Source organism: Streptomyces sp. NBRC 110611, assembly GCF_001590865.1.
Taxonomy (GTDB): Bacteria; Actinomycetota; Actinomycetes; order Streptomycetales; family Streptomycetaceae; genus Streptomyces.
This window is the reverse complement of the sequence record NZ_BBUY01000004.1, coordinates 288,367-311,001: the sequence shown is the minus strand read 5'-3', so window position 1 is coordinate 311,001 and position 22,635 is coordinate 288,367. Positions and strand designations below refer to the sequence as shown.

Genomic DNA, 22,635 nt, shown 5'->3' with positions numbered 1-22,635 from the left:
CGGCCGGCGGCGGACCAGGGCGCCCGGGTGTCCTCGGCCCCGGCTAAGCGGGCGGCTGGTGGCGGCTGCCCGGCAGGAGGGTGCCCGGCTCCGGGGCGGCCACCTCGGCGGCCTCGACCTTGGGGTTGCGCAGCTGGCGCCGGGAGACCCAGTTGGCCAGCCAGGACAGCAGCATGCACATCCCGATGTAGACCGGCGAGATGATCAGGACGACGGGGATGAACGGCAGGTCGTAGTCGAGGTTGGACGCGATCAGCTTGCCGGCGTGCAGAAACTCCTCGTAGGTGATGAGGAAGCCCAGCGAGGTGTCCTTCAGGGCGACCACCAGCTGGCTGATGATCGCCGGGAGCATCGCCCGGACCGCCTGCGGCATCAGGACGTACGTCATGACCTGGCTCTTGTGCATGCCCAGCGCGTACGCGGCCTGCCGCTGACCGGGATCGACCGCGTTGACGCCGCTGCGGAAGACCTCGGCGAGCACCGAGCCGTTGTAGAGGGTCAGGCCGGCGACCAGGGCGGGCAGGGGTGCGACCCGCAGTGCGACATAGATGAAGAAGATCATGACCAGCAGGGGCATCGCCCGGAAGAACTCCACCACCAGCGTGCTCGCCCAGCGGACGAGGCGGTGGTCGGAGAGCCGGCCGACCGCCAGCACCCCGCCGAACGCCAGCGAGAGCACCGCCGCGAGGCCGAAGGCCCGCAGGGTGTTGCCGAGGCCGTCGAGCAGCAGCTGCTGAATTCCCTTGTAGAGGAAGGGAGTCCACTTCGCCGCGGTGAACTGGCCGGTGGCGAAGAGCAGGGAGAGGAACCAGCCGAGCAGGGCGAGGATCGCGAGCGTGGCCCCGAGGCCGTAGGCGCGGTGCCGCGCGCGGGCCCGTGGGCCGGGGATGTCGTAGAGGGCGGTGGTGGTCATCGGGCGGCTCCGAAGCGCCGCTCCAGGAAGTTGAAGACCGCGCTGATGGTCAGGGTCACGATCAGATAGCCGACGGCGATCCAGAGGAAGCTCCAGATGATGCTGTAGCCCAGCTCGTTGAGCGGCTTGTAGACGCCGAGCAGTTCGATGACGCTGAAGGCGCCGGCGATCGCGGAGTTCTTGGCGAGTGCGATCAGCGTGGAGCCGATGGGCGGGATGACGGACCGGAACGCCTGCGGGAGGATGACGTCCCCGAGGGTCTGCGGGAAGGTCATCCCGAGACTGCGGGCCGCCTCGCCCTGGCCGACCGGGACGGTGTTGATACCCGAGCGGACCGCCTCGCAGATGAACGCGGATGTGTAGCAGCCCAGCGCCAGGACGGCGAAGAGGGTGAAGGGCAGCACGAGGCCGAAGCGCGGCAGGCCCAGCACCACCGCGAAGAACAGCAGGGTCAGCGGTGTGTTGCGCAGCACCGTCACCCATGCCGTGCCGAACGCCCGCAGCGAGCCGACCGGTGCGACGCGGAAGGCCGCCATGACGAAGCCGAGGCCGAGGGCGAGCAGCGAGGCGTAGACGGTGAGTTCCACGGTGCCCAGCAGGCCCTCCCCGTAGAGGGAGAGGTTGTCCAGGAGAACGTTCATGGGTCGGTTTTCCTTGGCTCCTCAGGCCGCCGGGTAGCGGTCGATCGGGGGCGGCTCGGGCGCGGGCACCCCGGACAGGCCGAGGGTCGCGTCGTAGGCCTTCTTCCAGTCGCCGTCCTTCTCGTCCGCGGCGAGCGCGTCGTCGAGGGCGAAGCGCAGCGCGCTGTCGCCGCGCGGGACGCCGATGCCGTACGGCTCCTTCGAGAACGGTGTGCCGACGACCTTCAGCTCGTCGGGCACCTTGGCGGCGTAGCCCAGCAGGATCGCGTCATCGGTGGTGACCGCGGCCACCTGGTAGGTCAGCAGGTTGTCGACGCACACCGAGTAGGTGTCGTAGGCGACGAGGACGGCCTTGGGGTACTCGGCCCGGATGCGCTGGTAGGGGGTGGAGCCGGCCGCCGAGCAGACGCGCTTGCCGGCCAGGTCCCGCGGGCCCTTGATGTCCTTCTCGTCGGCCCGCACCAGCAGCGACTGGCCGGCCAGGTAGTAGGGCCCGGCGAAGCCCACCAGCTTCTTGCGCTTGTCGTTGATGGTGTACGTCCCGACGTACAGGTCGATCTGGCCGCTCTGCAGGGCCGTCTCGCGGTTGGCGGAGGCGATGGTCCGGAACCGGATGGTGCGGGGCGGGAAGCCGAGGGCGGCGGACATCATCTTGGCGATCTCGATGTCGAAGCCGGTGTAGCGCCCGGTCGCCGGGTCCTTCTCGCCGAGGTACGGCTGGTCCTCCTTGACGCCGATGACGAGGTATCCGCGGCGCTCGGCCCTCCGCCAGGTCGGGGAGTCCGGCAGGCGGACGTTCCTGGCGACCGCGTAGCGGGGCAGTTCGCTGCCCTTCGGGCCCTTGACCGGCGGGCTGCCCTCCCGGCCGCAGGCCACCAGAGCGAGGGCGGCGGCGAGGACCAGGACCAGGACGGCGCGGTGCGGGCGCGCGGGGTGGGTGTGCGGCATCGCGGCGCCCCGTTCAGTGCTTGAGGATCTTGGAGAGGAAGTCCCTGGCCCGTTCGCTGCGTGGCGCGGTGAAGAACTCCTCGGGAGTGCGGTCCTCCACGATCCGGCCGTCGGCCATGAACACCACGCGGTTGGCGGCGGAGCGGGCGAAACCCATTTCATGGGTGACCACGACCATCGTCATGCCGTCGCGGGCGAGCCGGCGCATCACCTCCAGTACCTCGTTGATCATCTCCGGGTCGAGGGCGGAGGTCGGCTCGTCGAAGAGCAGCGCTTTGGGGTCCATGGCGAGCGCGCGGGCGATGGCGACCCGCTGCTGCTGACCGCCGGAGAGCTGTGCCGGGTACTTGTCGGCCTGCGTGCCGAGCCCGACCCGGTCCAGCAGTTCACGGGCCCGCCGCGCGGCCTCGTCCTTCTTCTGCTTACGGACCTTGACCGGCGCCAGCATGATGTTGTCGAGCACGGTCTTGTGGGCGAAGAGGTTGAAGGACTGGAAGACCATGCCGACCTCGGCGCGCAACTGAGCCAGCGCCCGGCCCTCTTCGGGCAGCGGCCGCCCGTCCAGCGTGATGGTGCCCGACTCGATGGACTCCAGGCGGTTGATGGCCCGGCACAGGGTGGACTTCCCGGACCCGGACGGCCCGATGACCACGACCACCTCACCGCGGCCGACGGTGAGGTCGATGTCCTGGAGGACATGGAGTTTTCCGTAGTACTTGTTGACCCCGCGCAGTTCGATCAGCGCCTCACCGGCCATATGCGGACCTGCCCACTCTCATCCGTACAGCGGAGAGCCCGCAACCTACCGGGATGAATGGGGCAGTTCCCCCCTGACACGCACCGAGACCCACGTATCAGCAAATAGAGTCCGACGATCTCCGATAATTTCCGACGACCCCGATGAAGTCCGACGATCCCCGATGGAGTCCGATGAAGTCCGATGAGCCAGGTGATCACCGGGCGTCGGCGCCTCAGCGCTCGGAGGCCTCGGCGTAGGCCTGGGAGAGCTCCGGTGCGCCGGTACCGGCCCAGTCACGGCCCGCGGCCACCACATCGATCTCCCGGCCGGACGCCAGCCGGACCACCGGCTGACCGTCCGGCCGGACATGCCAGACGGCGCCGCGTACCGTGCGCACCAGGACCGTGCCGAGGTAGAGGCCGGCGTCATTGCCCAGCCAGGGCAGCGCCTCGGGATCGTCCCGCCATACGGGCTTGAGCTGGTCCAGCCGCTCCAACGACCGTACGGAGGCGTCCAGCTCCACTCCGGCGGAGGCGGCCTGGTCCCGCAGCAGTTCGCACTCCGACAGCAGCTCGACGACGCTTCCGGGATCGGCGCGCACCGATTCCGCGAGCGGCACGGGCCGGTGCGCGTACGGATGCCTGCGCCACCTGTCCAGGAAAGACATGTTCATGGTGTGCAGGGTCCCACCCGACCTGTGACCGGGGACATAGGCGCGCGGCGGCGCCCGCGCGCCCGCCACGCGCGCCGACCGGGCGGCGCTACGGCCGCCCCCCTCACCCGGCTGGAGCTAGGGCGCGAGGTCCAGGTCCACCACGACCGGGGCATGGTCCGAGGCGCCCTTGCCCTTGCGTTCCTCACGGTCCACATAGGCGTCCGAGACGGCCTTGGTGAAGGGGGTGTTGCCGTAGACCAGGTCGATGCGCATGCCCTTGTTCTTGGGGAAGGCGAGCTGGCGGTAGTCCCAGTAGGTGTACGGCCGGTCGTACTTGAGGGGGCGCGGGACGACGTCCGACAGGCCGGCCTCGCGGAGCGTCGCCAGCGCCGCGCGCTCGGCCGGCGTGACGTGGGTGGCGCCCACGAAGACCTCGGGGTCCCAGACGTCCTCGTCCGTCGGCGCGACGTTGTAGTCGCCGAGGACCGCGAACGGGCGGGCGCCCGCCGCGTCCTCGGCGACCGCCGTCTTCAGCGCCTCGAACCAGTTGAGCTTGTAGGCGTAGTGCGCATGATCGACCTCACGGCCGTTGGGGACGTACACCGACCAGACGCGGGCCGGGCCACAGGTGGCCGAGATGGCGCGCGGCTCCTCCGCCCCGTCGTACTCCGGCCCGCCGGGGAGGCCCATGACGACGTCTGCCAGCCCCACCTTGGACAGCAGCGCCACGCCGTTCCACCTCCCGGTGCAGTTGACCGCGGCTTCGTAGCCGAGCTCGCGGAGCTGCTCGAGCGGGAACTGCTCGGCGGTGCACTTGGTCTCCTGGATGCACAGCACGTCCGTGCCGGTGCTCTCCAGCCAGGCGAGCAGCCTCGGCAGGCGGGCGGTGATCGAATTGACGTTCCAGGTCGCGATGCGCATGTCTGCAAACCTACCGCCCGGCACTGACAACCGGGCTCCGGCGGGACTGGCAGACGGACCTCGGGGGGACTGACTGCCGGGCCCCGGGGGTCCGGGACCTAGCCGAGCGCGGTGCTGCTGCCGGGGGTGAGCCGCCCGTGGTCGGTGCCGCCCAGCTTGTCGATCATGGAGTCGTAGACCGGGCGGGCGTGGTCCTGGAGCAGGCTGTCATGGATGTCGATGGCCCGCCGGGGCGCGACCGCGCGGACGTAGTCGATCACCTCGGCGACCTTGTTCCACGGCGCGTGCACGGGCAGCAGCAGGGTGTCGACGGTACGTCCCTCCGGGACGGTGAGCGCGTCGCCCGGGTGGAACACCGCCCCGCCGTCGAGCAGGTAGCCGACGTTGGTGATGCGCGGGATGTCGGGGTGGATGACGGCGTGCAGTTGGCCGTGCACCTCGACGTCGAAACCGGCCGCGGTGAAGGTGTCGCCCTCGCCGACGGTGTGCACCCGGCCGGGGAACGCGGCCGAGAGCTGTCCGGCGACGGCGGCCAGGGTCCAGATCTCGGCGCCCGGACTGGCCTCCATGCCCGCCCGCAGCCGCTCCTCGTCGAAGTGGTCCGGGTGCTCATGGGTGATCAGGATCGCGTCCGCGCCGACGGCCGCGTCCCGCTCGCTGAAGACACCCGGGTCGATGACGAGCGTCTGCCCGTCCTTCTCCAGCCGGACGCAGGCGTGGGTCTTCTTGGTGAGTTCCATGAGGCCATCTTGCCGCCCGCCCAGGCTGTCCGGGGCAGGCCTCCGCGGCCACGTCCCGCGCTGCGGAAGTGCCGCTCACGCCTCCGGCGTCGTCTCCTCGCGGACCACGCGCTGGGCGACGGCGAACGCGGAGTTGGCAGCCGGGATGCCGCAGTAGACAGCGGTGTGCAGCAGGATTTCCTTGATCTCGGCGGGGGTGAGGCCGTTGCGCAGGGCCGCCCGGGTGTGCAGGGCGAGCTCCTCCTGGTGGCCGCCGGCGACCAGCGCGGTGAGCGTGACGATGCTGCGCGTGCGGCGGTCGAGACCCGGGCGGCTCCAGGTCTCGCCCCAGGCGTAGCGGGTGAGGAAGCCCTGGAAGTCCGCGGTGAAGTCGTCGGTGGCGGCCTCGGCCCGGTCGACATGGGCGTCGCCCAGGACCTCGCGGCGGATCTTGACGCCGGCTTCGTAGGTGCCGCCGCCGGCCTGCTCGGGCGCGGTGAGGCCGGACTCGATCGCGGCGGGCGGCACGTACGGGAGCGGCGGTGTGAGCTGCGGCTTGGGAGCGGGGGCTCCGAGAGCGGCCGGGCCGGCGGGCCCCGGCTTGTCGTGCCAGGCGGTGGTGAAGTGCCGGATGAGCAGTTCGGTGACGGCAGCGGGCTGCTCGACGGGGGCGAGGTGCGAGGTACCGGGCACCAGGGCCAGGCTCGCACCGGGTATCCCGGCGACCAGGGTGCGGGCGTCGGTGGTCGGGGTGACCTGGTCCTCGGAACCGGCCACGACGAGCGTCGGGACACCGACCCGCCCGAGGGACGACCGTACGTCGTAGGCGGCCAGCGCCTCACAGGCGGCGATATAGCAGCCGGGGTCGGTGGTCCGCACCATCTGCACGGCCCATTCGACGATGGCGGGCTGGGCGCCGGCGAAGCCCGGGGTGAACCAGTGCTCGGGAGCGGTGCGGGCGATCGGATCGAGTCCGTTCGTCCGGATGACCACACCGCGCTGGCGCCAGGCGTCGGCGGTTCCGTAGCGCGGCGACGACGACACCAGCGCGAGCGAGGTGACCCGGTACGGGCGGGTGAGCGCCAGCTGCGTACCGACGGCACCACCGATGTCGCAGCCGGCGTAGCCGAACCGGTCCACGCCGAGCGCGTCGAGCGTGCCGGCCAGGCGATCGGCCAGCTCCGCGACAGAGGACGCCGCATGCGCGGGCGAGCCGCCATGACCGGGAAGGTCGAACCGGACAACGCGCCAGTGGCGACTCAACTCGGGTATCTGCCGATCCCACATATGCCATGTGGTACCCAGCGCGGCACCCAAGACCAGAACTGGGGCGTCTTCTGGCCCGTCAACGCGGTATTGCAGCGTGTTCATCGGTGTCTCACTCACCCGCCCGACCCTCTCATCTGTCACGACAGCCCTTATCACAGGGGGCGGTAGCCACGGTTGTCACGGACGCCTCTATAACAGCAGGTCGGTAGACACCGTCCTGACCAGATTGAAGACCTCGCGGGCGGCATATCGCTGAGGCATCGGGATCTCAAGCCGCGTCTTGCCCTCCTGGGTGCGGCGTTCGCCTGCCCGTCGCCGCGGCGGCGAAGCTCGAAGCTGCCCATCTGCTCGTGGGTGGCCAGGTCGATCACCTCGATGTCCGGGGGCCGCTGGTGACCACGTAGGTGTAGTCGGCTGTCCGGTCGAACACGATCCAGCCGATGCTGCGCCCCAGTTCCAGGACCATGTGCCGCACCCGGTGGGTATGCGGATCGGTGATCAGCAGCCGAGTGGCACGTGGATCAGTGTCCGTGCGGGTGACACCTCCCACCTCACGGTGTCCGGCGACGGATTGCCGAGCCCGAAGCCGCGAACCTGTTTGCGTTCGACGAGGTCCACTTCCAGGATCATTCCAGGATCACGTTCTCCTGCGGATCGGAGCTATCGGAACTCTAGGCTGCCTCGATGAAGGCGCGTGCGCCGTCGCGAGAGACGACCATCAGGTAGACGCGCATCAGGTCGGGCCGGCCGTCGGCGATCGGGATGACCGTCGATTCGTGCATCGAGCCTGCGACGGCCACCGCGAGCTGCTTGCCGTCGTCGGTGCGGTCGGAGGCGCAGGAGCAGGTCGCGCCGTCCGGGCTGAACGCCATTCCCGCGTAGGACGTCGACAGCGGGCGCACGCTCGTGCCGATGATGTCGCCGGTGAGGACGTCGCGGCAGACCGCCCGTTCCGCCCGTTCGTAGTTCAGCCTGCGCAGCAGCATCCGCTGGTCGGGGCTGATGTTCAGGTCGGAGGGGCTGGGCATCAGTTGCTCGGCGACATGTTCCACCTCGCCGGTCGTCAGGTCGAGGCGGCTCAGCTCGAACAGCGAGCCGGTATACAGGTGCGCGCCGATGAAGGTCTTCACCAGGCCGGGCCACGCGTCGGTCAGCGGCTGGCCGGGCTCGGGTGCCATCGCGCGCAGGTCGTACTCCACGCACTGGTTCCCGCGGACGGACATGATGCGCTGTTGGTCGAGCAGTCGCAGCGCCGGGCAGGGGTGCCGTCGCTGGTCGCGACGAAGGTGTGGTCGGTGCCGAGGGCGACGTCGGGCAGCGGGTGGCTGGTTGCCCATCAGCCGCACGGTTTCCCTGGCAGTCAGGTCGTGCACGTCCAGGTGGGGTTGGGCGACGCTGACCAGGGTGGTCAGGACGCGTTCGGCGGTGCCGCCGTTGGGAACCATCGGCACCGCCGGGTGGAAGGCGGAGAACAGGAAGTCCGCCAGGATCCAGCCGTACGGCTGGTTCGGCGTCGCGGTGAAGGTGGCGCGGCCCGGCGCGGTGGTGGGGCGCGCCGATGGTCCAGCCGTCACCCTGGTGCGGGTGGTCGCCGCCGGACACCGGGAGCAGGGCACACCGGTGGGGATGGTTCGTGGGCGACGCAGCCGAACAGGCCGCCCCGCGGTCGCCGTTCCACCACCGCCGGAGCGGAACTTCAGTGTGCCGCGTGCACATTACCCGGAGTACACGTCAGGGAGCCCTCCGTTCCATGCCACGAGGGCCAGAGGGCGCAGTTCCTGTGCCGACCAGCGAACCGTCGGCCACGCCTCCGCGAAGATTGCCGGCGCGATCCGCTGGTCACCGACGTGACACCGTCGGCGAGCGATCCAAAATCACGTGCAACCTGCGCCCGGTCGTGCTGGGATCATTCATCGTGAATGTCCCTTCTCTCAGTGACGCCGACCTGACGGACAGGATGGAGCAGAATCTGGCGGAACACGCCTGTCACCTGCATCGGAGCATGGGCGGTGCGACCGTTACAGAAGCTGATGACCTCCTGGTCGCCGACAGCGGCCTGGACGACGACACTTTCAACATCGTTGCCACGGCTCGCTTCACCGTCGCCACCGCTACGGCGCGTATCACCGAGACCGCCCGCACACTGGCCCGCACCGGCCGCCGCTTCTCCTGGTGGGTGGGGCCCGCCTCGAGGCCACCGGACCTCACCGTCCGCCTGGCGGCAGCTGGTCTGCCGGCATCCGAACGCGAGACGGCGATGTGGGCCGAGCTGGACGACACTCTGCCGCTGCCCGCCGCGCCAGGACTGGACATCCAGACGGTGGCCACGCCCCAACAGCTCGCCGACTATGCGGCGGTTCTCGCCGCGAACTGGACCCCGCCCGCTGACACCGTCCGCCGCTTCTTCACCCAGGCCGCCCCGCAGGCCCTCGCCGCGCACTGTCCGGCCCGTTACCTGGTCGGCTACGTGGACGGCCGCCCGGTCTGCTCGGCCGAAGTGTTTCATCACGCGGGGGTTGCCGGGATCTACAACATCTGCACCCTGGCCGCCCACCGCCGACGTGGCTACGGCCGTGCCCTCACACTCGCCGCACTCCACACGGCCCGGGACCGGAACCACCACATCGCGGTACTGCAGGCGTCCACCGACGGCGAGCCCGTCTACCACCGCCTGGGATTCCGCTCCTGCGGCCAGTTCACCGAACACGCCATCACCCCCTGAACACCCCGAACTCCACAGGCCACCTGCCCACGTTCACAACGATCCTGATCTCAGCGACTCGTCACGCCGCACCCACGGCTTCCTGGCGGGCCGCCCGCCACCGTGCCCGTCCTCAGTTGGCCTCCCGCACTCTCGCAGCGGTCCTCTCGGCGAGCTCGCGGACGCCGTTCGCGGCGTGCTCCGAGAGCTCGCCGCGTATGGCGTCGGCGTCCATGAGGAGGGCACGGGCCTCCTCGAGACGGCCCGCGTCGGCCAGGGCGAGGGTGAGCTGGTAGTGCTCCTCTGCGATGTAGCAGCCGAGGTTGACCTGCTGCCAGTGGCGTAGTGAGTCGTCGCCCGGGGTGGCCAGGGCGTCGCGCACGGCGGCCAGGCTGTCCGCCGCCTGCGGCAGCCGGCCCGCCTCCCGCTCGAGGCGGGCCAGGGTGCGCCGGGCCGAGGCCCGGTCCCACGCCGTCGCCTGAAGGGCGGCGTACAGGCGCTGGGCGCGCAGCGCCTGGGAAAGGTCGCCGAGTTCCTCGAAGTCCCGGGCGAGCCCGCTGAGCGGAGCCGTGGCCAGGGTGTGGGACGCCTCGGGGCGGCGGAGACTGCTCTGGTCCATGTAGATGTCCATGTAGATGTTGTCGAGTTCGCGGATCAGCGTCGCCCGCGCGAGGTCCGTCATTCCCTGGTCCCGCGCCAGGTCGGTCCAGGTGGAGACCGGCTCGTCCGACGGGTCCGTCCCGAACATCGACTCGTCGAGCGCCCGCGCCCACTGCTGCAACTCCTCCGCGCTTGCGCCCGGTTCCGGCATTCCGCTCAGGCCGCATGCCGTGTCGAAGTCCGTCTCCCGGACCTCGAGCAGCAGCGGCAGATCTCGAGTGTCCCCGTGCAGCCCCACCAGCATGGCCGCGAGCCGCAGTTCGTCCGTCATCGATGACCGTGTCTCGTGCCGCAGCAGATGCCGCAGCAGCTCCCGATCGCCCTCGGCGCGGTCGAACTGTGCGGCCCGCAGGGTGATCCGGCGCCGCACCGGGTCCTCGGCGACGTCACGCCATGCCGTACGGTCGCCCTCCCGCAGCCGGGCAAGATCGGCGCGGCCCGCCGCGAGCACCGGCTCCCACAGCGGGGGACCGGCCGGGCCTATCCGGTGGTACGCGCACCCCTCATCCGCGTTGAGCAGCACGAACTCCGGCTCGGTGCGCAGCAGCGCGGCACGCAGCCGGCCCACCAGCTCGACCGGGGAGCGCTTCGGGAAGCCCAGCGCCGCACGGAGCTCGGCCCGCTCCTCGTCGATTCCGTAGCACTCACGTATCTCGTCCTCGGTCTCCGCGACGCACGCCAGGATCTTCTCCTCGCCGTCGTCCGGCGACAGACGTGTGTAGCCGCGCCAGCCGGGCAGGCCGATCACCAGCTCCAGGGCCTCGTCGACACTGGAGCCGATGATCCCCGCGGCGCCCTCCGAGTCGGCGTAGAGCATCGAGCCGTCCGCGCACACGAAGTACGTACCGCCGGTATCGTCCCCCGCTACCGTCTCCAGCGGCCCGCCCGAGGCGAGGCGGACCTCCTCGACATGGCCGTGGGCGGCGCGGTCCAGGTCGAAGTCGAAGGGGAAGGCGGCCAGTTCGGCCAGCCGGCGGTCCTGCCGCAACAGGCGTAGTGCGCGATCGGTCATGTCACAGAACGTAACACTGGCCACTGACAGCAGACCGGGACAGGGCCGCCCGTCCGCCGGCGGGGTCGGTCGACCTGGTCTCCGGTGGCCGGGGGCGTACGGTGCCCGGTGCTCACGTCGGTCGTTGCGGGGTGCCGAGGAGGGCCATGGCGGCGTTGTGGCCGGGGATGCCGCTGACCCCGCCGCCGCGCTTGCCGCCGGCCCCGCACAGCAGGACGTTGGGGTACCTGGTCTCCACGCCCCACCGGCCGGTATCTGCGCCGCCGTAGGGGAAGGACAGGTCTCGGTGGTAGATATGGCCGCCGGGCAGACCCAGTTCGGCTTCCAGATCGGGCGGAGTCCTGGCTTCGATACAGGGGCGGCCGTCGGCGTCGGTCGCCAGGCAGTCCGCGATCGGCTCGTCGAGGCAGGCGTCCAGTGGCGCCAGCACGGCGCGCAGCGCCTCGTCCCGCGCCGTGTCCCCCGCGCCCGCGAAGAGCCGGGCGGGCATGTGCAGGGCGAACAGAGTGAGGGTGTGGTAGCCGCGTTCCGCCATATCCGGTCCGAGGACCGAGGGGTCGGTGAGCGAATGGCACTAGATCTCGGAGGGTGGCGTGGCCGGCAGGCGGCGCAGCAGCATGTTGACCTTCAACTGCGAGCCTTCCGGGGCTGATTGTGCCGGGTCGGGCTCCTCGTCCAGGAGGCGGGTAAGCGTGGTGGGGGCAACGTTTGCCAGGACCCAGGCGGCGGCTACCGTCCCTTCATTCTCCTGCGATCGGTAATGCACTTCCGCGCGAGCACCGTCGGTGTCGATGTGTACGACCTCGTGGCCGACGAGGATTTCGGCGCCTGCGGCCACGGCGGCGTCCGTGAGTTCGTCGGTGAGCGCGCCCATCCCCCCGACGGGCACGTTCCAGTCCCCGGTGCCGTTGCCGATCACGTGCTGGAGGTAGGTGCGGTTCTGTAGCAGCGTCTCGTCGTGGGCGTGGGTGAAGGCCCCCATCAGCGCGTCCGTCAGCACTACGCCCCGCACCAGGTCATGGGAGAACGTCGCCTCGACCGTCTCGCCCAACGGGCGCCCGAACAGCGCCTCCCAGGCCGCCCGGTCGTCGACGAGGCGCTCCAGTTCGGCGCGGCTGGGCAGCGGGGCGGTGAGGGTGGGGAAGACTCGCTCGGCGACGTGCTGCGTCATACCGTAGAAGCGCTGCCAGGCGTCGAACTCGCGGTCGGAGCCGGTGAGGTCACGGAAGGACGCGCGGGTTCGGGCCTCGTCGTCCTCCACGAGAAGCCCGGTGGCCCGGCCGTCCACGGTGGTCGGTGTGTAGGACGCGATGCGGCGCCGGCGCGTGCGGAACGTCGGCCCGAGGTCGTTGACGATCTTCTTCGGCAGCAGGCTGACCAGGTAGGAGTAGCTGGACAGCCGCGCGTCGTGACCGCTGAAGGGCTGCGCCGAGACGGCCGCACCGCCGGTGTGGTCCTGCCGTTCCAGGACGAGGACGCCGAGGCCGGCGCGGGCGAGGTACGCGGCGGACACCAGGCCGTTGTGGCCGCCGCCGACGATGACGGCGTCGTAGGAGGAACGGGCAGGCCGCCGCGACGGGTCGGCCAGGCGGCGGGCAGCTGTGGAACGGGGGGATGCGGAGGAGGGCGAGTGCATGGGGTCTCCAAGCTGGGGGGGGGAGCAGGGGCGCGGGTGCTCACGTACTGCCGCCAGGACGGGGACGGCTCCCCTGGAGCGGACCGAGCGGAGCCGGATGCCCCGGATCCCCTCCGTCCGACGGCGTCATCGACAGGAGAGCCGGGTGGGCGCACCAGGGTGAGGGGGATGCGCTGGGCGAGGGCGGCGAACGCGGGGATGCCGCCGACGGCGCCGGCCGGGAGCACGAGTGCGCCGATGTCCTCGGGGGTGAGCCGGTTGTCGCCGGGGAGTGCGGGGGCGCCGGCGGGGCCGGGCTGGGGGGGGCCGCGGACAGTCCGCGCAGGACCGAGCAGAGGAAGCTGGTGGAGATGGTTTCCGCCCCGTCGCGGGGATCCACCACCCCGTCGAGCGGCACCAGATGGACATGCGAGGTGAGCATGGGCGCGTGTGCGGCGGGCAGGCCGGTCATGGTGGTGACGGCGTGGGTGAGTACGGCTTCCACGCCGCCCCAGGGATTGGCGACGGGTTTGCCCGCGTAGTAGGCGCGGCGCAGGTCCGGACGGACATCGGTCTGGCTGGTGATGGCCAGCGCGTCGACCTGGTGCTCGGCTTCGCGGGTGATCTCCAGGATCCGGTCCATGCGGGCGATGTTGCCCAGGGCCCGGCCGGAGGGACTGTAGAAGACCTCGGCGCGCAGGGATTCCTCGGAGACCCACACCTGCTCGATGGTGAGTCCGCCTACGGTGCGGCAGGCGTGGATGGCGTTCAGGACGTTGTCGAGGTACTCGGGGGCGTGGGGCTTGTCGACGAGCACGCCGAGGCGCCGTGTCTGGGCGGGGCGCAGGTGGTCTGCCCGAGCAGGAAGCGGCTGAGCAGATTGCCCTCCAGGTACAGCACGTTCTCGCGGCACCAGTACAGGTCGGAGGCCGTGACGACGTTGGGGTGCGTCAGCAGGTAGTCACACGTGCCGGCCAGCAGATTGGTGGCCGGTGTGGCATCGCCGGCGAATCCGCCGATCTCCGCGCGGATCCCGGTGGGCACCACATGTACCACGACGAAGCGCCCGGTCCGCTCCGGACGGCGCGGCCGGAAGTCCCACAGCGGACCCCACTTCTGGGCGGCGGGATCGGCTCCGCGTATGCCGGTCACCTCAAAGGTCAGCTGACCATCGGCCTGGCCGGTGAGGGCGAGGCGGACCGGCACCGTCTCCGACGGGTAGTGCGGGGCCATGAGGTCGGTGACCGTGGGCCAGGTCAGGGACCCCTGCGGCTTCGGGACGTCGATGATGTCATGCTCGATCGTCGGCATCGGTGCTCCATAGCGTGCGGTAGTCGGCGAACTCGGCTTCTTTCACGAGCACCAGGGCTCCGGAGTCGGTGATCCGGAAGACGGACGGCAGTGGCACCCCGGTGAACTGGGTGGCGCGGGCCTGGGCGTAGGCGCCCAGGCGGTGGAAGAACAGTGGCTGCCCGATCTCCAGGGGACGGCGGAAGCGATACCGGCCGAAGACGTCCCCCACATGCGGTGTGCAGCCCACGAGTTCGTACGCGCAGGTGCCCTCGCCGGTGGCCTCGCCGGTGACTTCGCCGGTGGCCTCGTTTCCCGGCGCGTACAGGTCGGGGGCCCAGCCGTACTCGACCGTCTCCGGCGCCTGCCCGGTGTGGGCGTCGAGCACCGCGACCATCCCGGCCCCTGCGTCGAACAGATCGATGACCCGGGCTGCCAGGGCACCGGCTTCGCCGATGATTTTGGTGCCCGGTTCGGTGAAGATGCGTGGTACGCCGCAGGCGCGGAGTCTGTTGACCGCGGCCCGGAAGTCCTCGGCACCCCGCATGATCGCAGGCCGTAGCCACCCCCCGCCGACATTGACGTAGTTCAGGCGGGACAGGGGCCGGGCGGCCACCCGCGCCAGCCACTCCACACTGGCCGCCGCGGCGGCGTAGTCGGACGCTTCACAGCCGATGTGGAAGTGCAGACCGCCGATGGCCGGACCGCGCCCCTCAGCCACCCATGCCTCGAACGCCTGCGGCGGAACACCGAGCTTCGCCCCGGGGCGCGCCGGGTCGTACCGCACGTCCTTGGACGCCGAGTGGCCGGTGTTCACCCGCAGGCCGATCGAGGTACCGGCGTCCGCAGTGGCGCGGTGTGCCCACCTGAGCATGGGCAGGGAATTGACGTTGATGTAGTCGGCCAGCCTGGTAATGGCCTTCCAGTTGCGGGCAGTCAGGCCGGGGCTGGTGCAGTGCATCGGAACCGAGGGGCCGGCCCACTCGCGGACCAGTCTCGCTTCGCCGGGCGAGCTGACGTCGATCCCGGCGGTGCGGCGCGCACAGGCACGCACGACGAAGTCGAATGTGCAGGGCTTGGCGGAATACAACAGCTCAACACCGAGAGGGTCGAGGAAATCCCGATACTCCGTGAGGCTGGCCTCCAACACATCATCGACGTAGACGAGCGCCGGAGTATCCACACTGTCCATGTGCGGAATCAGACACTGTCAAGACACCGATTGATGTCTTCGACGCGCTCCTCCTCACTCACCCCGACGCGGATCACACCTGCACCGCCCGCGGCTGCTGCCCCGCAGCACCCGGTTCGTCGTGGTGAACCGTCACGAAGCCCACCCCTCCCCGTACCAAGACCGCCGTACCGGCGGCAGTCACCACCTCCGCCTCGCTCGAATCCACAACGGGGACCTCCACGGGAGCAGGGGAAGGAGGAGTGGTTTCCTCTCATGCGGCGCTGAGGGCGCCCACACCCTTCCCCCCACTCGGACGGTCTGGCGCCGGGGCATTCCCTCCTTGATGCGGCACTCGTAGGAGTCCTGGGGTGCGGGCCTTGACTGGGTGAAACCTGCAATAAACGCGCCCCTTGCCCATTCGGCCACCCAGCCCTGCGACCCGCGCCTACACCTGTCCCGTCAGGGCCGTTCACGTGCCTCTCACAAGACGTCAACATCGCAGTTCACACCTGTTGCCACCCACAACCACCAGCCGAGGAAGCACACCAACGACACGCTTCCGGTTGCCGTCGGGAATGGCCGATCTCGCACCTTGGCTGATCTTGCTCGCTGTCATTCGCTGTTGTTGACGGGGCAGTTGTTGCGCAACGTAGGGTGCGTGAACCTGATGGCCGATTGAGCGGAGAGCGACTCGGGTCGGCTCGAGGAGGCTCTGTTCCGCTTCGTCGCGATGGATCTGGCAACAACGAGATCGTTGACCGAGAGGCTGCCCAGTGATCGAGACAGTTCACGCCGATTCGCCTGCGAAGAACAGCCACCGAAACGTTTCTGCATCCGAGTCGGCATCCGGGACCGAGAGCAGCGGTCTCGCTGTCGGGCGAGGGACCACTCGGATAGACATCAGGTCGCTCCTACCTGCCGACTCTCCCCGTATCACCGGAGAGAACGTCGAGCACACGCGCTTGCTGGCCGAATCCGGAGCGCGGCTGCCGCCCATCGTCGTGCAGCGCTCGACCATGCGCGTCATCGACGGCATGCACCGGCTGCGGGCAGCCGTACTCCGCGGTGAGACCGAGATCGAGGTGCGGTTCTTCGACGGGGCGGAACAGGATTGCTTCCCCCTCGCGGTCAGGTCCAACATCGCCCACGGACTCCCGCTCTCCGTGGAGGAGCGCGCAGCGGCCGCCAAACGCATCATCCGTTCCCATGCCCAGTGGTCGAACCAGGCGATCAGCGAGGTCACGGGGCTGGACGCGAAGACGATCGCGGCGCTGCGCCGGTCCACCGAGGGCGTGCCCCAGGTGGACGCCCGGATCGGCCGGGACGGACGGGTCCGGCCTCTCGACGGTGCCCAAGGACGCAGGCTGGCCGGCGAATTGCTGGCCGAGCACCCGGATGCGCCGCTGCGTCAGATCGCCCGTGCGGCAGGGGTGTCGCTGGGCACCGCCTCCGATGTGCGCCGGCGGATCCACAGTGGCCAGGACCCGGTACCGGCCGGGCGGCGGACGGCCGGCCCGCCGTCACCGGCCGGAGGCACGGCGCCGGGCAGCCGGCGCGGTACGGCCGATCCGAAGGTCATGGAGCAGAGCCGGCGCGTCATGCTGCGGAAACTGCGCCAGGATCCTTCACTGCGGTGCAACGAGGTCGGGCGCGCCCTGCTGCGTTGGCTGGAGGTCCAGGCAGTGGAGGGCGAGGAGTGGGAGCGGCTGCTGAACAGCGTGCCGATGCACTGTACGGCAGCCATCGCGGAACTGGCGCGGGGCTGTTCGGGCGTCTGGCAGGAATTCGCCGCACAACTGGAACAGCGCGGACAGGCCAGTGCGTGACATATGCGAAGGGGAACGGGGCTTCGCGGTGACGCCGAACCGGTTCTCGACGCTTCCCTTACGACCTCTCTTGTAAACCAGGAAGAATGGCGGTAGGAATTCGGCACCAACCTTGTCCGTACCGGTCAGCCGTCACGTGTGGCCGACCGCCGACTGCGAGTAGGTGCGGGGATGACCAGAATTCCAGCCCCCCGTCGAGGCGACGGCGCGCTACCGCGAAGATTCGGCCAGCGCCTCAACCAGCTGATTTCCGCCCTCTATCCCGACGGGTATACGCGTCCCGGATACGCCCGGCTGGCCCGAGAAGTTCGGGAAGCCACAGGAGGGACGATCTCAGGGACGTACCTGTGGGAACTCGCAACGGGGAAGAAGAGCAATGTCACGCTTGATCAACTCGATGTTCTGGCAGAATTCTTCGGAGTACCCCCGGAGTACTTCCTCCACGACGAAGTGGCCGACCGTGTCGGCTCCGAACTCGCGCCGGCCGGGGAACCGCGCGACGCCAAGGTCCGCAATCTCGCGCTGCGCGCGGAAGGACTCTCCGCGGCCAACCTGGATGCGCTGCTCATCATGGTGGATGAGGCGCGCAGGGTACAGGGCCTGTCCAGCGTCGGAGATGCCGCGATGACACCGGGCCCGAAGGGTGACGCCGCAGAACACGGCTGACGCCGCACGAGGTTGACCTGCCATACCGCCGGGCGGCAGAGCGGCCCCGTGATTCCGTCACGGACGGCGGTGTTCAACCCGGGAAATTCCCTGGTTGAACACGAGTGGCGCGGGCGGGCGGCGGGCGTGAGCGCAACAGCGCTACGGCGCAGCGGCGCAATGGCGCAATGGCGCGACGCGCAACAGCGGCACATCAAGAATGTCTTTCCACACGGAAAAGGGGCTGAACTTTGCTGGATACGGCGGTAATCGGGGCCGGCATGGCAGGGGCGGCGGTCGCCGCGGAACTGGAACTGGCCGGTCGCGACTACAAGTTGCTGGAGGCGGGCCCACACCGAGGACGCGCGCACATCGCCGCGGACGAGGACTCCGCTCACCTGGCCGACCCGGCGCAGGATCCGTCCTTCGCCCCATTCCTCGCACAACCCGGCGCGCTGTACGGCCCGTTATCCGGGTACCGGCGCCGCGTCGGCGGGCGGAGCCTGTACTGGCGCGGGATCTGTCTGCGGGTCGAGGACGACGTATTGCGCGAGTGGCCGGATGAGGTACGGCGCGCATTGCTGGGAACCGGCGACGATCCGGGGCTCTATGCGCACATCGAGGCGGCCCTGCGGACGTGGTGCGGCGGAATCCAGCTGACGCAGGCCCGCACCACGACAGAGGCGGAGATGGTGAAGGAACTGGCCGGGCTCGGATACCCGGCGGTGCCGACTCCCCGGGCGATAAGGACGTTGGGGCAGGGGCGTTGGGAGGCGTACTCCCCGGTCACCGACCTGCCGTCGGAGCGCATCCTCGCGGGGCATCGCGTCAGTGCCGTGCGGAAGCGGCCCGGCGGCTACTCGCTGGTCCTCGACGACGGTGACGGGCCCGCACTCGCTGCTCGGCACGTCGTCCTGTGCGCGGGCACCGTCGGCAACATCGAGCTGGTCGACGGTCTGCTGCACGGCCGCGGCCGGGAACCGCGGCGGTACTCCCTTGTCGATCACGTGGCTTGCGGGATGCTCGTCGTGGACTCCCACGGTCGGCATGAGGCGATGGAGTCATCGGTGTACGCGGGGTTCGACGCGCCGTCCCGCTCCAATCTGATCGTCGAACGCCAACGGCACGGCGAGGGGGTCCTCCTGGACGCCTGGGCCATGGGGGAGCAACCGCCGGAGGCGACGTCCACCGTCCTGGCCGGCGACGCGACGAGCGTGACCCTGGAGCCGGCCGCCCGTGCCGCTCTCGACGCGGTACGCCGGGACCAGCGCCATCTGCTGGGAGAACTGGCCAGGCGCACGGGGCTCACCACGCGCTTCCGCGAGGAGTACGTCTCGTTCGACGAAGCCCTGGCCCGGGCCGAGGCGGAACCGGGCACCGCCGTGAGCTACGACGCGACGATCGGGGAGCTCGATCACGAGAGCGGAGGCCTGCCGCTGGACGGGGAGCACGTGGACGTCAACGGACAGCTGCGGGAGGCCCCTGAGGTGGCCGTCGCCGGACCGTGCCTCTTCCCCCGGGCGGGGGCGGCCAACCCGAGCCTCACCACACTGGCTCTGGCGCGGTACGTCGTCCAGCGCATGCGCTGACGCCATGCGGTGCCGCGCTTCCGGAGCACGCCGATGGCCGGGCGGCGGGGCGCCGACCGGGCCGCCTTGCCGCACGTTCCCATGGCGTCACATCGCCCTGGCACACCATGAGTTGGGCCGGTAGGGTCGGCGACGATCACAGGAACCGCACTTCATCGGCCATCTGACCCGAAGGCCGAGTCCTCCGGCACGCCCCGTGCGGGAGCGATGCCGGGTATGCCGCAGCCCCGGCCGAGCCTCCGGTGACCGCGGAACCGCCAAGGGCCGGCGGATCTCGAGGCGCCCCCGACCACCCGTGTGGGAAGCAGGCGTTGCGCTCGACGCCGTCTGCCGGACGGCACCCAGGTCACGACGGCCCAGGCTGTGCGGGCCCCCGGTGCGGACCGCTGATGAGCGAAAGGCCCACCACTGACACCGAGCAAGGAGCCAAGCGCATGATCGAGGTCACCGGCCTCGGCCGAGTCTTCGTCAAACGGGGGCGGAAGGCGAAACGCGACAAGCAGGGCGGATCGGCGGCGCGCAACAGCCGTACCGTCGCGCTGGACGGCGTGGACCTTTCCGTACCCGAGGGCGAGACCCACGGCATCCTGGGGCCCAACGGGGCGGGCAAGACCACCCTCGTCAAGATTCTCAGCACCATGCTCCTGCCGACCTCCGGCCGGGCGCTGGTCGCCGGACACGATGTGACGGCGGAGGCCGACCGGGTCCGCCGCCGCATCGGGATCGTCTTCGGCGGCGATCACGGCCTCTACACCCGGATCACCGCCCGCCAGAACCTGGCGTTCTGGGCGACGATGTACCGCGTCGACGCGAGTGTGGTGAAGCGACGCAGCCAGGAACTGCTGGAACGGGTGGGGCTCGCCGACCGGGCCGATGAGCCCGTGGAGGGCTTCTCCCGCGGCATGCGACAGCGGCTGCACCTGGCGCGGGGCCTGATCGGTGACCCGGCCGTCCTGTTCCTCGACGAGCCCACCATGGGCATGGACCCCCTCGCCACCCGTGACTTCCGGGACCTGGTCCACGAGCTGAAGGCCGAGGGTCGCACCATCTTGATCACCACTCATGACATGTCCGAGGCGGAGGCCCTGTGCGACCGGGTGTCCCTCATCGACCACGGAACAGTTCTCGTGACCGAGCCGACCGGCACTATCGGACGGATGCTCTCCGGACACGACCGCATCGACATCACCCTGCGGGAGGACCAGACGCATCTGCTGGCCGAACTCGCCGGCCTGTCCCAGGTGGAGCGGGTCGACAAGCTGCCGGAACCGGGAACCGCACGGATCCACACCACCTCGGCCGAGGCCAATCCCGTCGTACTGCGCTGGTTGCTGGACGCGGGCGTGGACACCCTGCGGACGGGGCGGCCCACATTGGAAGAGGTCTACGTCCACCTCGTGGGGAACCGGGGGCTGACCGTATGAGCGTGCGTGTCATGGCGGCCGCGGCCAAGGTGCAGTGGAACACCAGCATGCGGGCTCCCGAGCACATGTCGATCATCATCACGGCGCCGGTGATGTCCGTGATCTTCCTGTCCATCGTGCGGTACAACGACCGCGACGACCTCGTGGCCAACGCCGTCGTCGGCACCGGTCTGTTCGGCATCTGGTTCGTGGCGGTGGACGTCGCCGGCGGCGTCATCCAGAACGAACGGTGGATGTCCACCCTGGATCTCGTCCTCGCGGCGCCGCGGGCCTTCGCCCTGGTGGTCTGTGGACGCATCCTGCCGGTGATGCTGATCGGCGCCGTCACCCTGCTGGAGTCCTGGCTGGTGGCCACCGCGGGCTTCGGGGCCCACCTGTCCGTGCGGCACCCCGGTATCGCGCTGGCCGCTCTGATCGTGACGTTGCTCGCCACCGCCTGCACGGCGACGATGCTGGCGACGTTCTTCGTGATCAGTCGCGACACGACGATCTACCAGAACGCGCTGAGCTACCCCTTCTACATCCTCGGCGGCGTGGTGTTTCCGCTCTCCGTGCTGCCGGACTGGATCCAGCCCGTGGGGCGGGTGGTCTTCCTGTCCTGGTCCGCCGACCTGTTGCGGGACAGTCTGTCCGGTGACGAAGTCCATGATGTGGTGCCGCGCCTGGGGGCGGTCGCGGGCCTGGGCGCCGTCGCGCTGCTCCTCGGCATCGTCCTCATCCGCAAGGCCGCGGACCGTGCGCGGCGCACCGGGATGGTGAGCCTGGCATGACGGTGAAGCAGGTCATCGGCCAGGCCGCCTTCGTGGGCATCGCCGAGTTCAAGCATGTGTACACCCTCCGGACCTGGCTGACGGGATGGCTGCTGCGCCTGGTCAGCCAGGTGGTCTTCTTCGGCCTGGTGGGCAAGATGGCCGGCGACCGGATCACCGCCGAGTACGTCCTGTTGGGCAACGCGGTGACGGTGATCGCGATCGAAGCCACGCTTGTGATCACCACGGCGACGCTGGAGCGATTCCAGGGGACCTACCCCATGCTCATCGTCTCGCCCACGAACATGGGGCTGGTGTACCTCGGTCGCGGTCTGCACTGGGTGGTGGCCGGGCTGGGCAGTTCCGCCCTGGTCTTCGCGCTGGTGTGGGGGCTGTTCCGGCCCGACTGGAACTGGCGGGCCGCGGTGTTCGCCCTGCCGTGCCTGGCACTGATCGGGATCAGCGCCTATGCGTACGGGACGTTCCTGGCCGCGTGTTCGCTGCGCCATCACAAGTTCCGCTGGCTGTACCTCAACTTCGGCTTCACGCTCCTGATGACCTTCTGCGGTGCGAACGTTCCGCGGTCGTTCTGGCCCGCGCCGATCGAGTGGGTCACCGAGGTGCTGCCCCTTTCGCACGGACTCACCGCCATGCGTACCCTGGCGGCCGCCGGCCCGTTCTCCGATGTCGTCGGCCAACTGGGGCTCGAAGTCTGCGTCGCAGGTTTGTGGGCGGCGCTGACGCTGGTGTTCTTCGAACGTATCGCAGGCAAGGGCCGGCGGGACGGGTCACTCAGCTTCACCTCGTGAACCGTCCGCCGTCCTATGGATTTCGCCGCACGCTCTCAGCCGGTTTTCTCCTCAAGGGTGATTCCCGAGCTAGAGGAATGCGGTGTACTCTCGCCAAGAGTCCTCTCCATGGAAGCATCATGAATGGTTCGCCGAACGTGATGGTTCCACTGTTCGCCGGGAAATTGCCGCGCCCAGATGGGCTCACCTCTTCGGTGATTATCTATTCCCGGGCAGGGCGGCAAAGTTCCTGAACCCTGCCGCCGGGCCCGCCATTATCGAGCCCGCACTCGACGAAATCGTCATTGCGGCCATTCCCCGTGGTATCTCCGTCCGACCAGCACTCCCCTGAAAGGA

The 22,635-nt window shown here is 69.7% G+C and carries 19 protein-coding genes and 2 pseudogenes; 7 read left to right on the top strand and 14 right to left on the bottom strand.

Features of this window, described 5'->3' with window-relative positions; translation table 11 throughout:
• Window positions 1-43 precede the first annotated feature (43 nt).
• From AZE13_RS12255 to AZE13_RS12215, 10 genes are all read right to left on the bottom strand, one after another.
• Entirely contained in the window at window positions 44-913 is an 870-nt protein-coding gene (locus AZE13_RS12255; protein WP_066930069.1) for an amino acid ABC transporter permease, read from the bottom strand.
• A complete protein-coding gene (locus AZE13_RS12250; protein ID WP_066930067.1) occupies window positions 910-1,554 on the bottom strand; it encodes an amino acid ABC transporter permease in 645 nt (214 codons plus the stop codon). Before AZE13_RS12250 ends, AZE13_RS12255 begins: the two co-directional genes overlap by 4 nt.
• A 21-nt stretch (window positions 1,555-1,575) precedes the next feature.
• Window positions 1,576-2,502, bottom strand: a complete 927-nt coding sequence (locus AZE13_RS12245; RefSeq protein ID WP_066930065.1) for a glutamate ABC transporter substrate-binding protein — start codon at window positions 2,500-2,502, stop codon at window positions 1,576-1,578.
• A gap of 13 nt (window positions 2,503-2,515) precedes the next feature.
• Window positions 2,516-3,259: an amino acid ABC transporter ATP-binding protein gene (locus AZE13_RS12240; RefSeq protein ID WP_066930063.1), complete on the bottom strand. Its 744-nt coding sequence runs from the start codon at window positions 3,257-3,259 to the stop codon at window positions 2,516-2,518.
• Between the two features lie 214 nt (window positions 3,260-3,473).
• Entirely contained in the window at window positions 3,474-3,914 is a 441-nt protein-coding gene (locus AZE13_RS12235; protein WP_079123921.1) for a DUF6278 family protein, read from the bottom strand.
• A gap of 117 nt (window positions 3,915-4,031) precedes the next feature.
• Window positions 4,032-4,817, bottom strand: coding sequence for an exodeoxyribonuclease III (locus AZE13_RS12230; protein ID WP_066930061.1), 786 nt, complete (start codon window positions 4,815-4,817; stop codon window positions 4,032-4,034).
• A gap of 98 nt (window positions 4,818-4,915) precedes the next feature.
• Complete coding sequence (locus AZE13_RS12225) at window positions 4,916-5,557, bottom strand: MBL fold metallo-hydrolase (protein WP_066930059.1); 642 nt, start codon at window positions 5,555-5,557, stop codon at window positions 4,916-4,918.
• A gap of 75 nt (window positions 5,558-5,632) precedes the next feature.
• The gene (pcaC, locus tag AZE13_RS12220) at window positions 5,633-6,922 is read right to left on the bottom strand and encodes a 4-carboxymuconolactone decarboxylase (protein ID WP_066930058.1); all 1,290 of its coding nucleotides are present in this window, start codon (window positions 6,920-6,922) and stop codon (window positions 5,633-5,635) included.
• A 250-nt stretch (window positions 6,923-7,172) separates the two neighbouring features.
• On the bottom strand, window positions 7,173-7,355 hold the full coding sequence (locus tag AZE13_RS36310) for a hypothetical protein (RefSeq protein WP_147264649.1): 183 nt from the start codon (window positions 7,353-7,355) through the stop codon (window positions 7,173-7,175).
• A 121-nt stretch (window positions 7,356-7,476) separates the two neighbouring features.
• Entirely contained in the window at window positions 7,477-8,379 is a 903-nt protein-coding gene (locus tag AZE13_RS12215; protein WP_147264648.1) for a hypothetical protein, read from the bottom strand.
• Between the two features lie 383 nt (window positions 8,380-8,762).
• On the opposite strand from AZE13_RS12215, the gene AZE13_RS12210 reads away from it, so the two are divergent.
• Window positions 8,763-9,527, top strand: a complete 765-nt coding sequence (locus AZE13_RS12210) for a GNAT family N-acetyltransferase (protein ID WP_066930054.1) — start codon at window positions 8,763-8,765, stop codon at window positions 9,525-9,527.
• A gap of 112 nt (window positions 9,528-9,639) precedes the next feature.
• Here the strand turns inward: AZE13_RS12210 and AZE13_RS12205 are convergent, their stop codons facing one another.
• The 4 genes and pseudogenes from AZE13_RS12205 to AZE13_RS12185 form a co-directional block, all read right to left on the bottom strand.
• Window positions 9,640-11,178, bottom strand: coding sequence for a hypothetical protein (locus AZE13_RS12205; protein WP_066930052.1), 1,539 nt, complete (start codon window positions 11,176-11,178; stop codon window positions 9,640-9,642).
• Window positions 11,179-11,290: 112 nt separating this feature from the next.
• Window positions 11,291-12,814 (bottom strand): annotated as a pseudogene (locus AZE13_RS12200) (phytoene desaturase family protein).
• 40 nt (window positions 12,815-12,854) lie between these two features.
• A pseudogene (locus tag AZE13_RS38000) lies at window positions 12,855-14,026 on the bottom strand (DUF3326 domain-containing protein).
• A gap of 58 nt (window positions 14,027-14,084) precedes the next feature.
• Window positions 14,085-15,275 (bottom strand): hypothetical protein, encoded by a 1,191-nt coding sequence (locus AZE13_RS12185; protein WP_066930046.1) that lies wholly within the window; start codon window positions 15,273-15,275, stop codon window positions 14,085-14,087.
• A gap of 944 nt (window positions 15,276-16,219) precedes the next feature.
• On the opposite strand from AZE13_RS12185, the gene AZE13_RS12180 reads away from it, so the two are divergent.
• The 6 genes from AZE13_RS12180 to AZE13_RS12155 all read left to right on the top strand — a co-directional run bounded on the left by AZE13_RS12180 (window position 16,220) and on the right by AZE13_RS12155 (window position 22,299).
• Window positions 16,220-17,083: a ParB/RepB/Spo0J family partition protein gene (locus AZE13_RS12180; RefSeq protein ID WP_258527756.1), complete on the top strand. Its 864-nt coding sequence runs from the start codon at window positions 16,220-16,222 to the stop codon at window positions 17,081-17,083.
• A 171-nt stretch (window positions 17,084-17,254) separates the two neighbouring features.
• Window positions 17,255-17,749, top strand: coding sequence for a transcriptional regulator (locus tag AZE13_RS12175; protein ID WP_066930043.1), 495 nt, complete (start codon window positions 17,255-17,257; stop codon window positions 17,747-17,749).
• Between the two features lie 230 nt (window positions 17,750-17,979).
• The gene (locus AZE13_RS12170; protein WP_258527755.1) at window positions 17,980-19,317 is read left to right on the top strand and encodes an NAD(P)-binding protein; all 1,338 of its coding nucleotides are present in this window, start codon (window positions 17,980-17,982) and stop codon (window positions 19,315-19,317) included.
• Window positions 19,318-19,751: 434 nt separating this feature from the next.
• Window positions 19,752-20,741 carry an ABC transporter ATP-binding protein gene (locus AZE13_RS12165; RefSeq protein WP_066930039.1) on the top strand — a complete coding sequence of 330 codons (990 nt, stop codon included), beginning with the start codon at window positions 19,752-19,754 and terminating at the stop codon, window positions 20,739-20,741.
• Window positions 20,738-21,511 carry an ABC transporter permease gene (locus AZE13_RS12160; RefSeq protein WP_066930037.1) on the top strand — a complete coding sequence of 258 codons (774 nt, stop codon included), beginning with the start codon at window positions 20,738-20,740 and terminating at the stop codon, window positions 21,509-21,511. The genes AZE13_RS12165 and AZE13_RS12160 overlap by 4 nt, the downstream gene beginning before the upstream one ends.
• Window positions 21,508-22,299 carry an ABC transporter permease gene (locus AZE13_RS12155; RefSeq protein ID WP_066930035.1) on the top strand — a complete coding sequence of 264 codons (792 nt, stop codon included), beginning with the start codon at window positions 21,508-21,510 and terminating at the stop codon, window positions 22,297-22,299. Before AZE13_RS12160 ends, AZE13_RS12155 begins: the two co-directional genes overlap by 4 nt.
• Window positions 22,300-22,635: the final 336 nt, after the last annotated feature.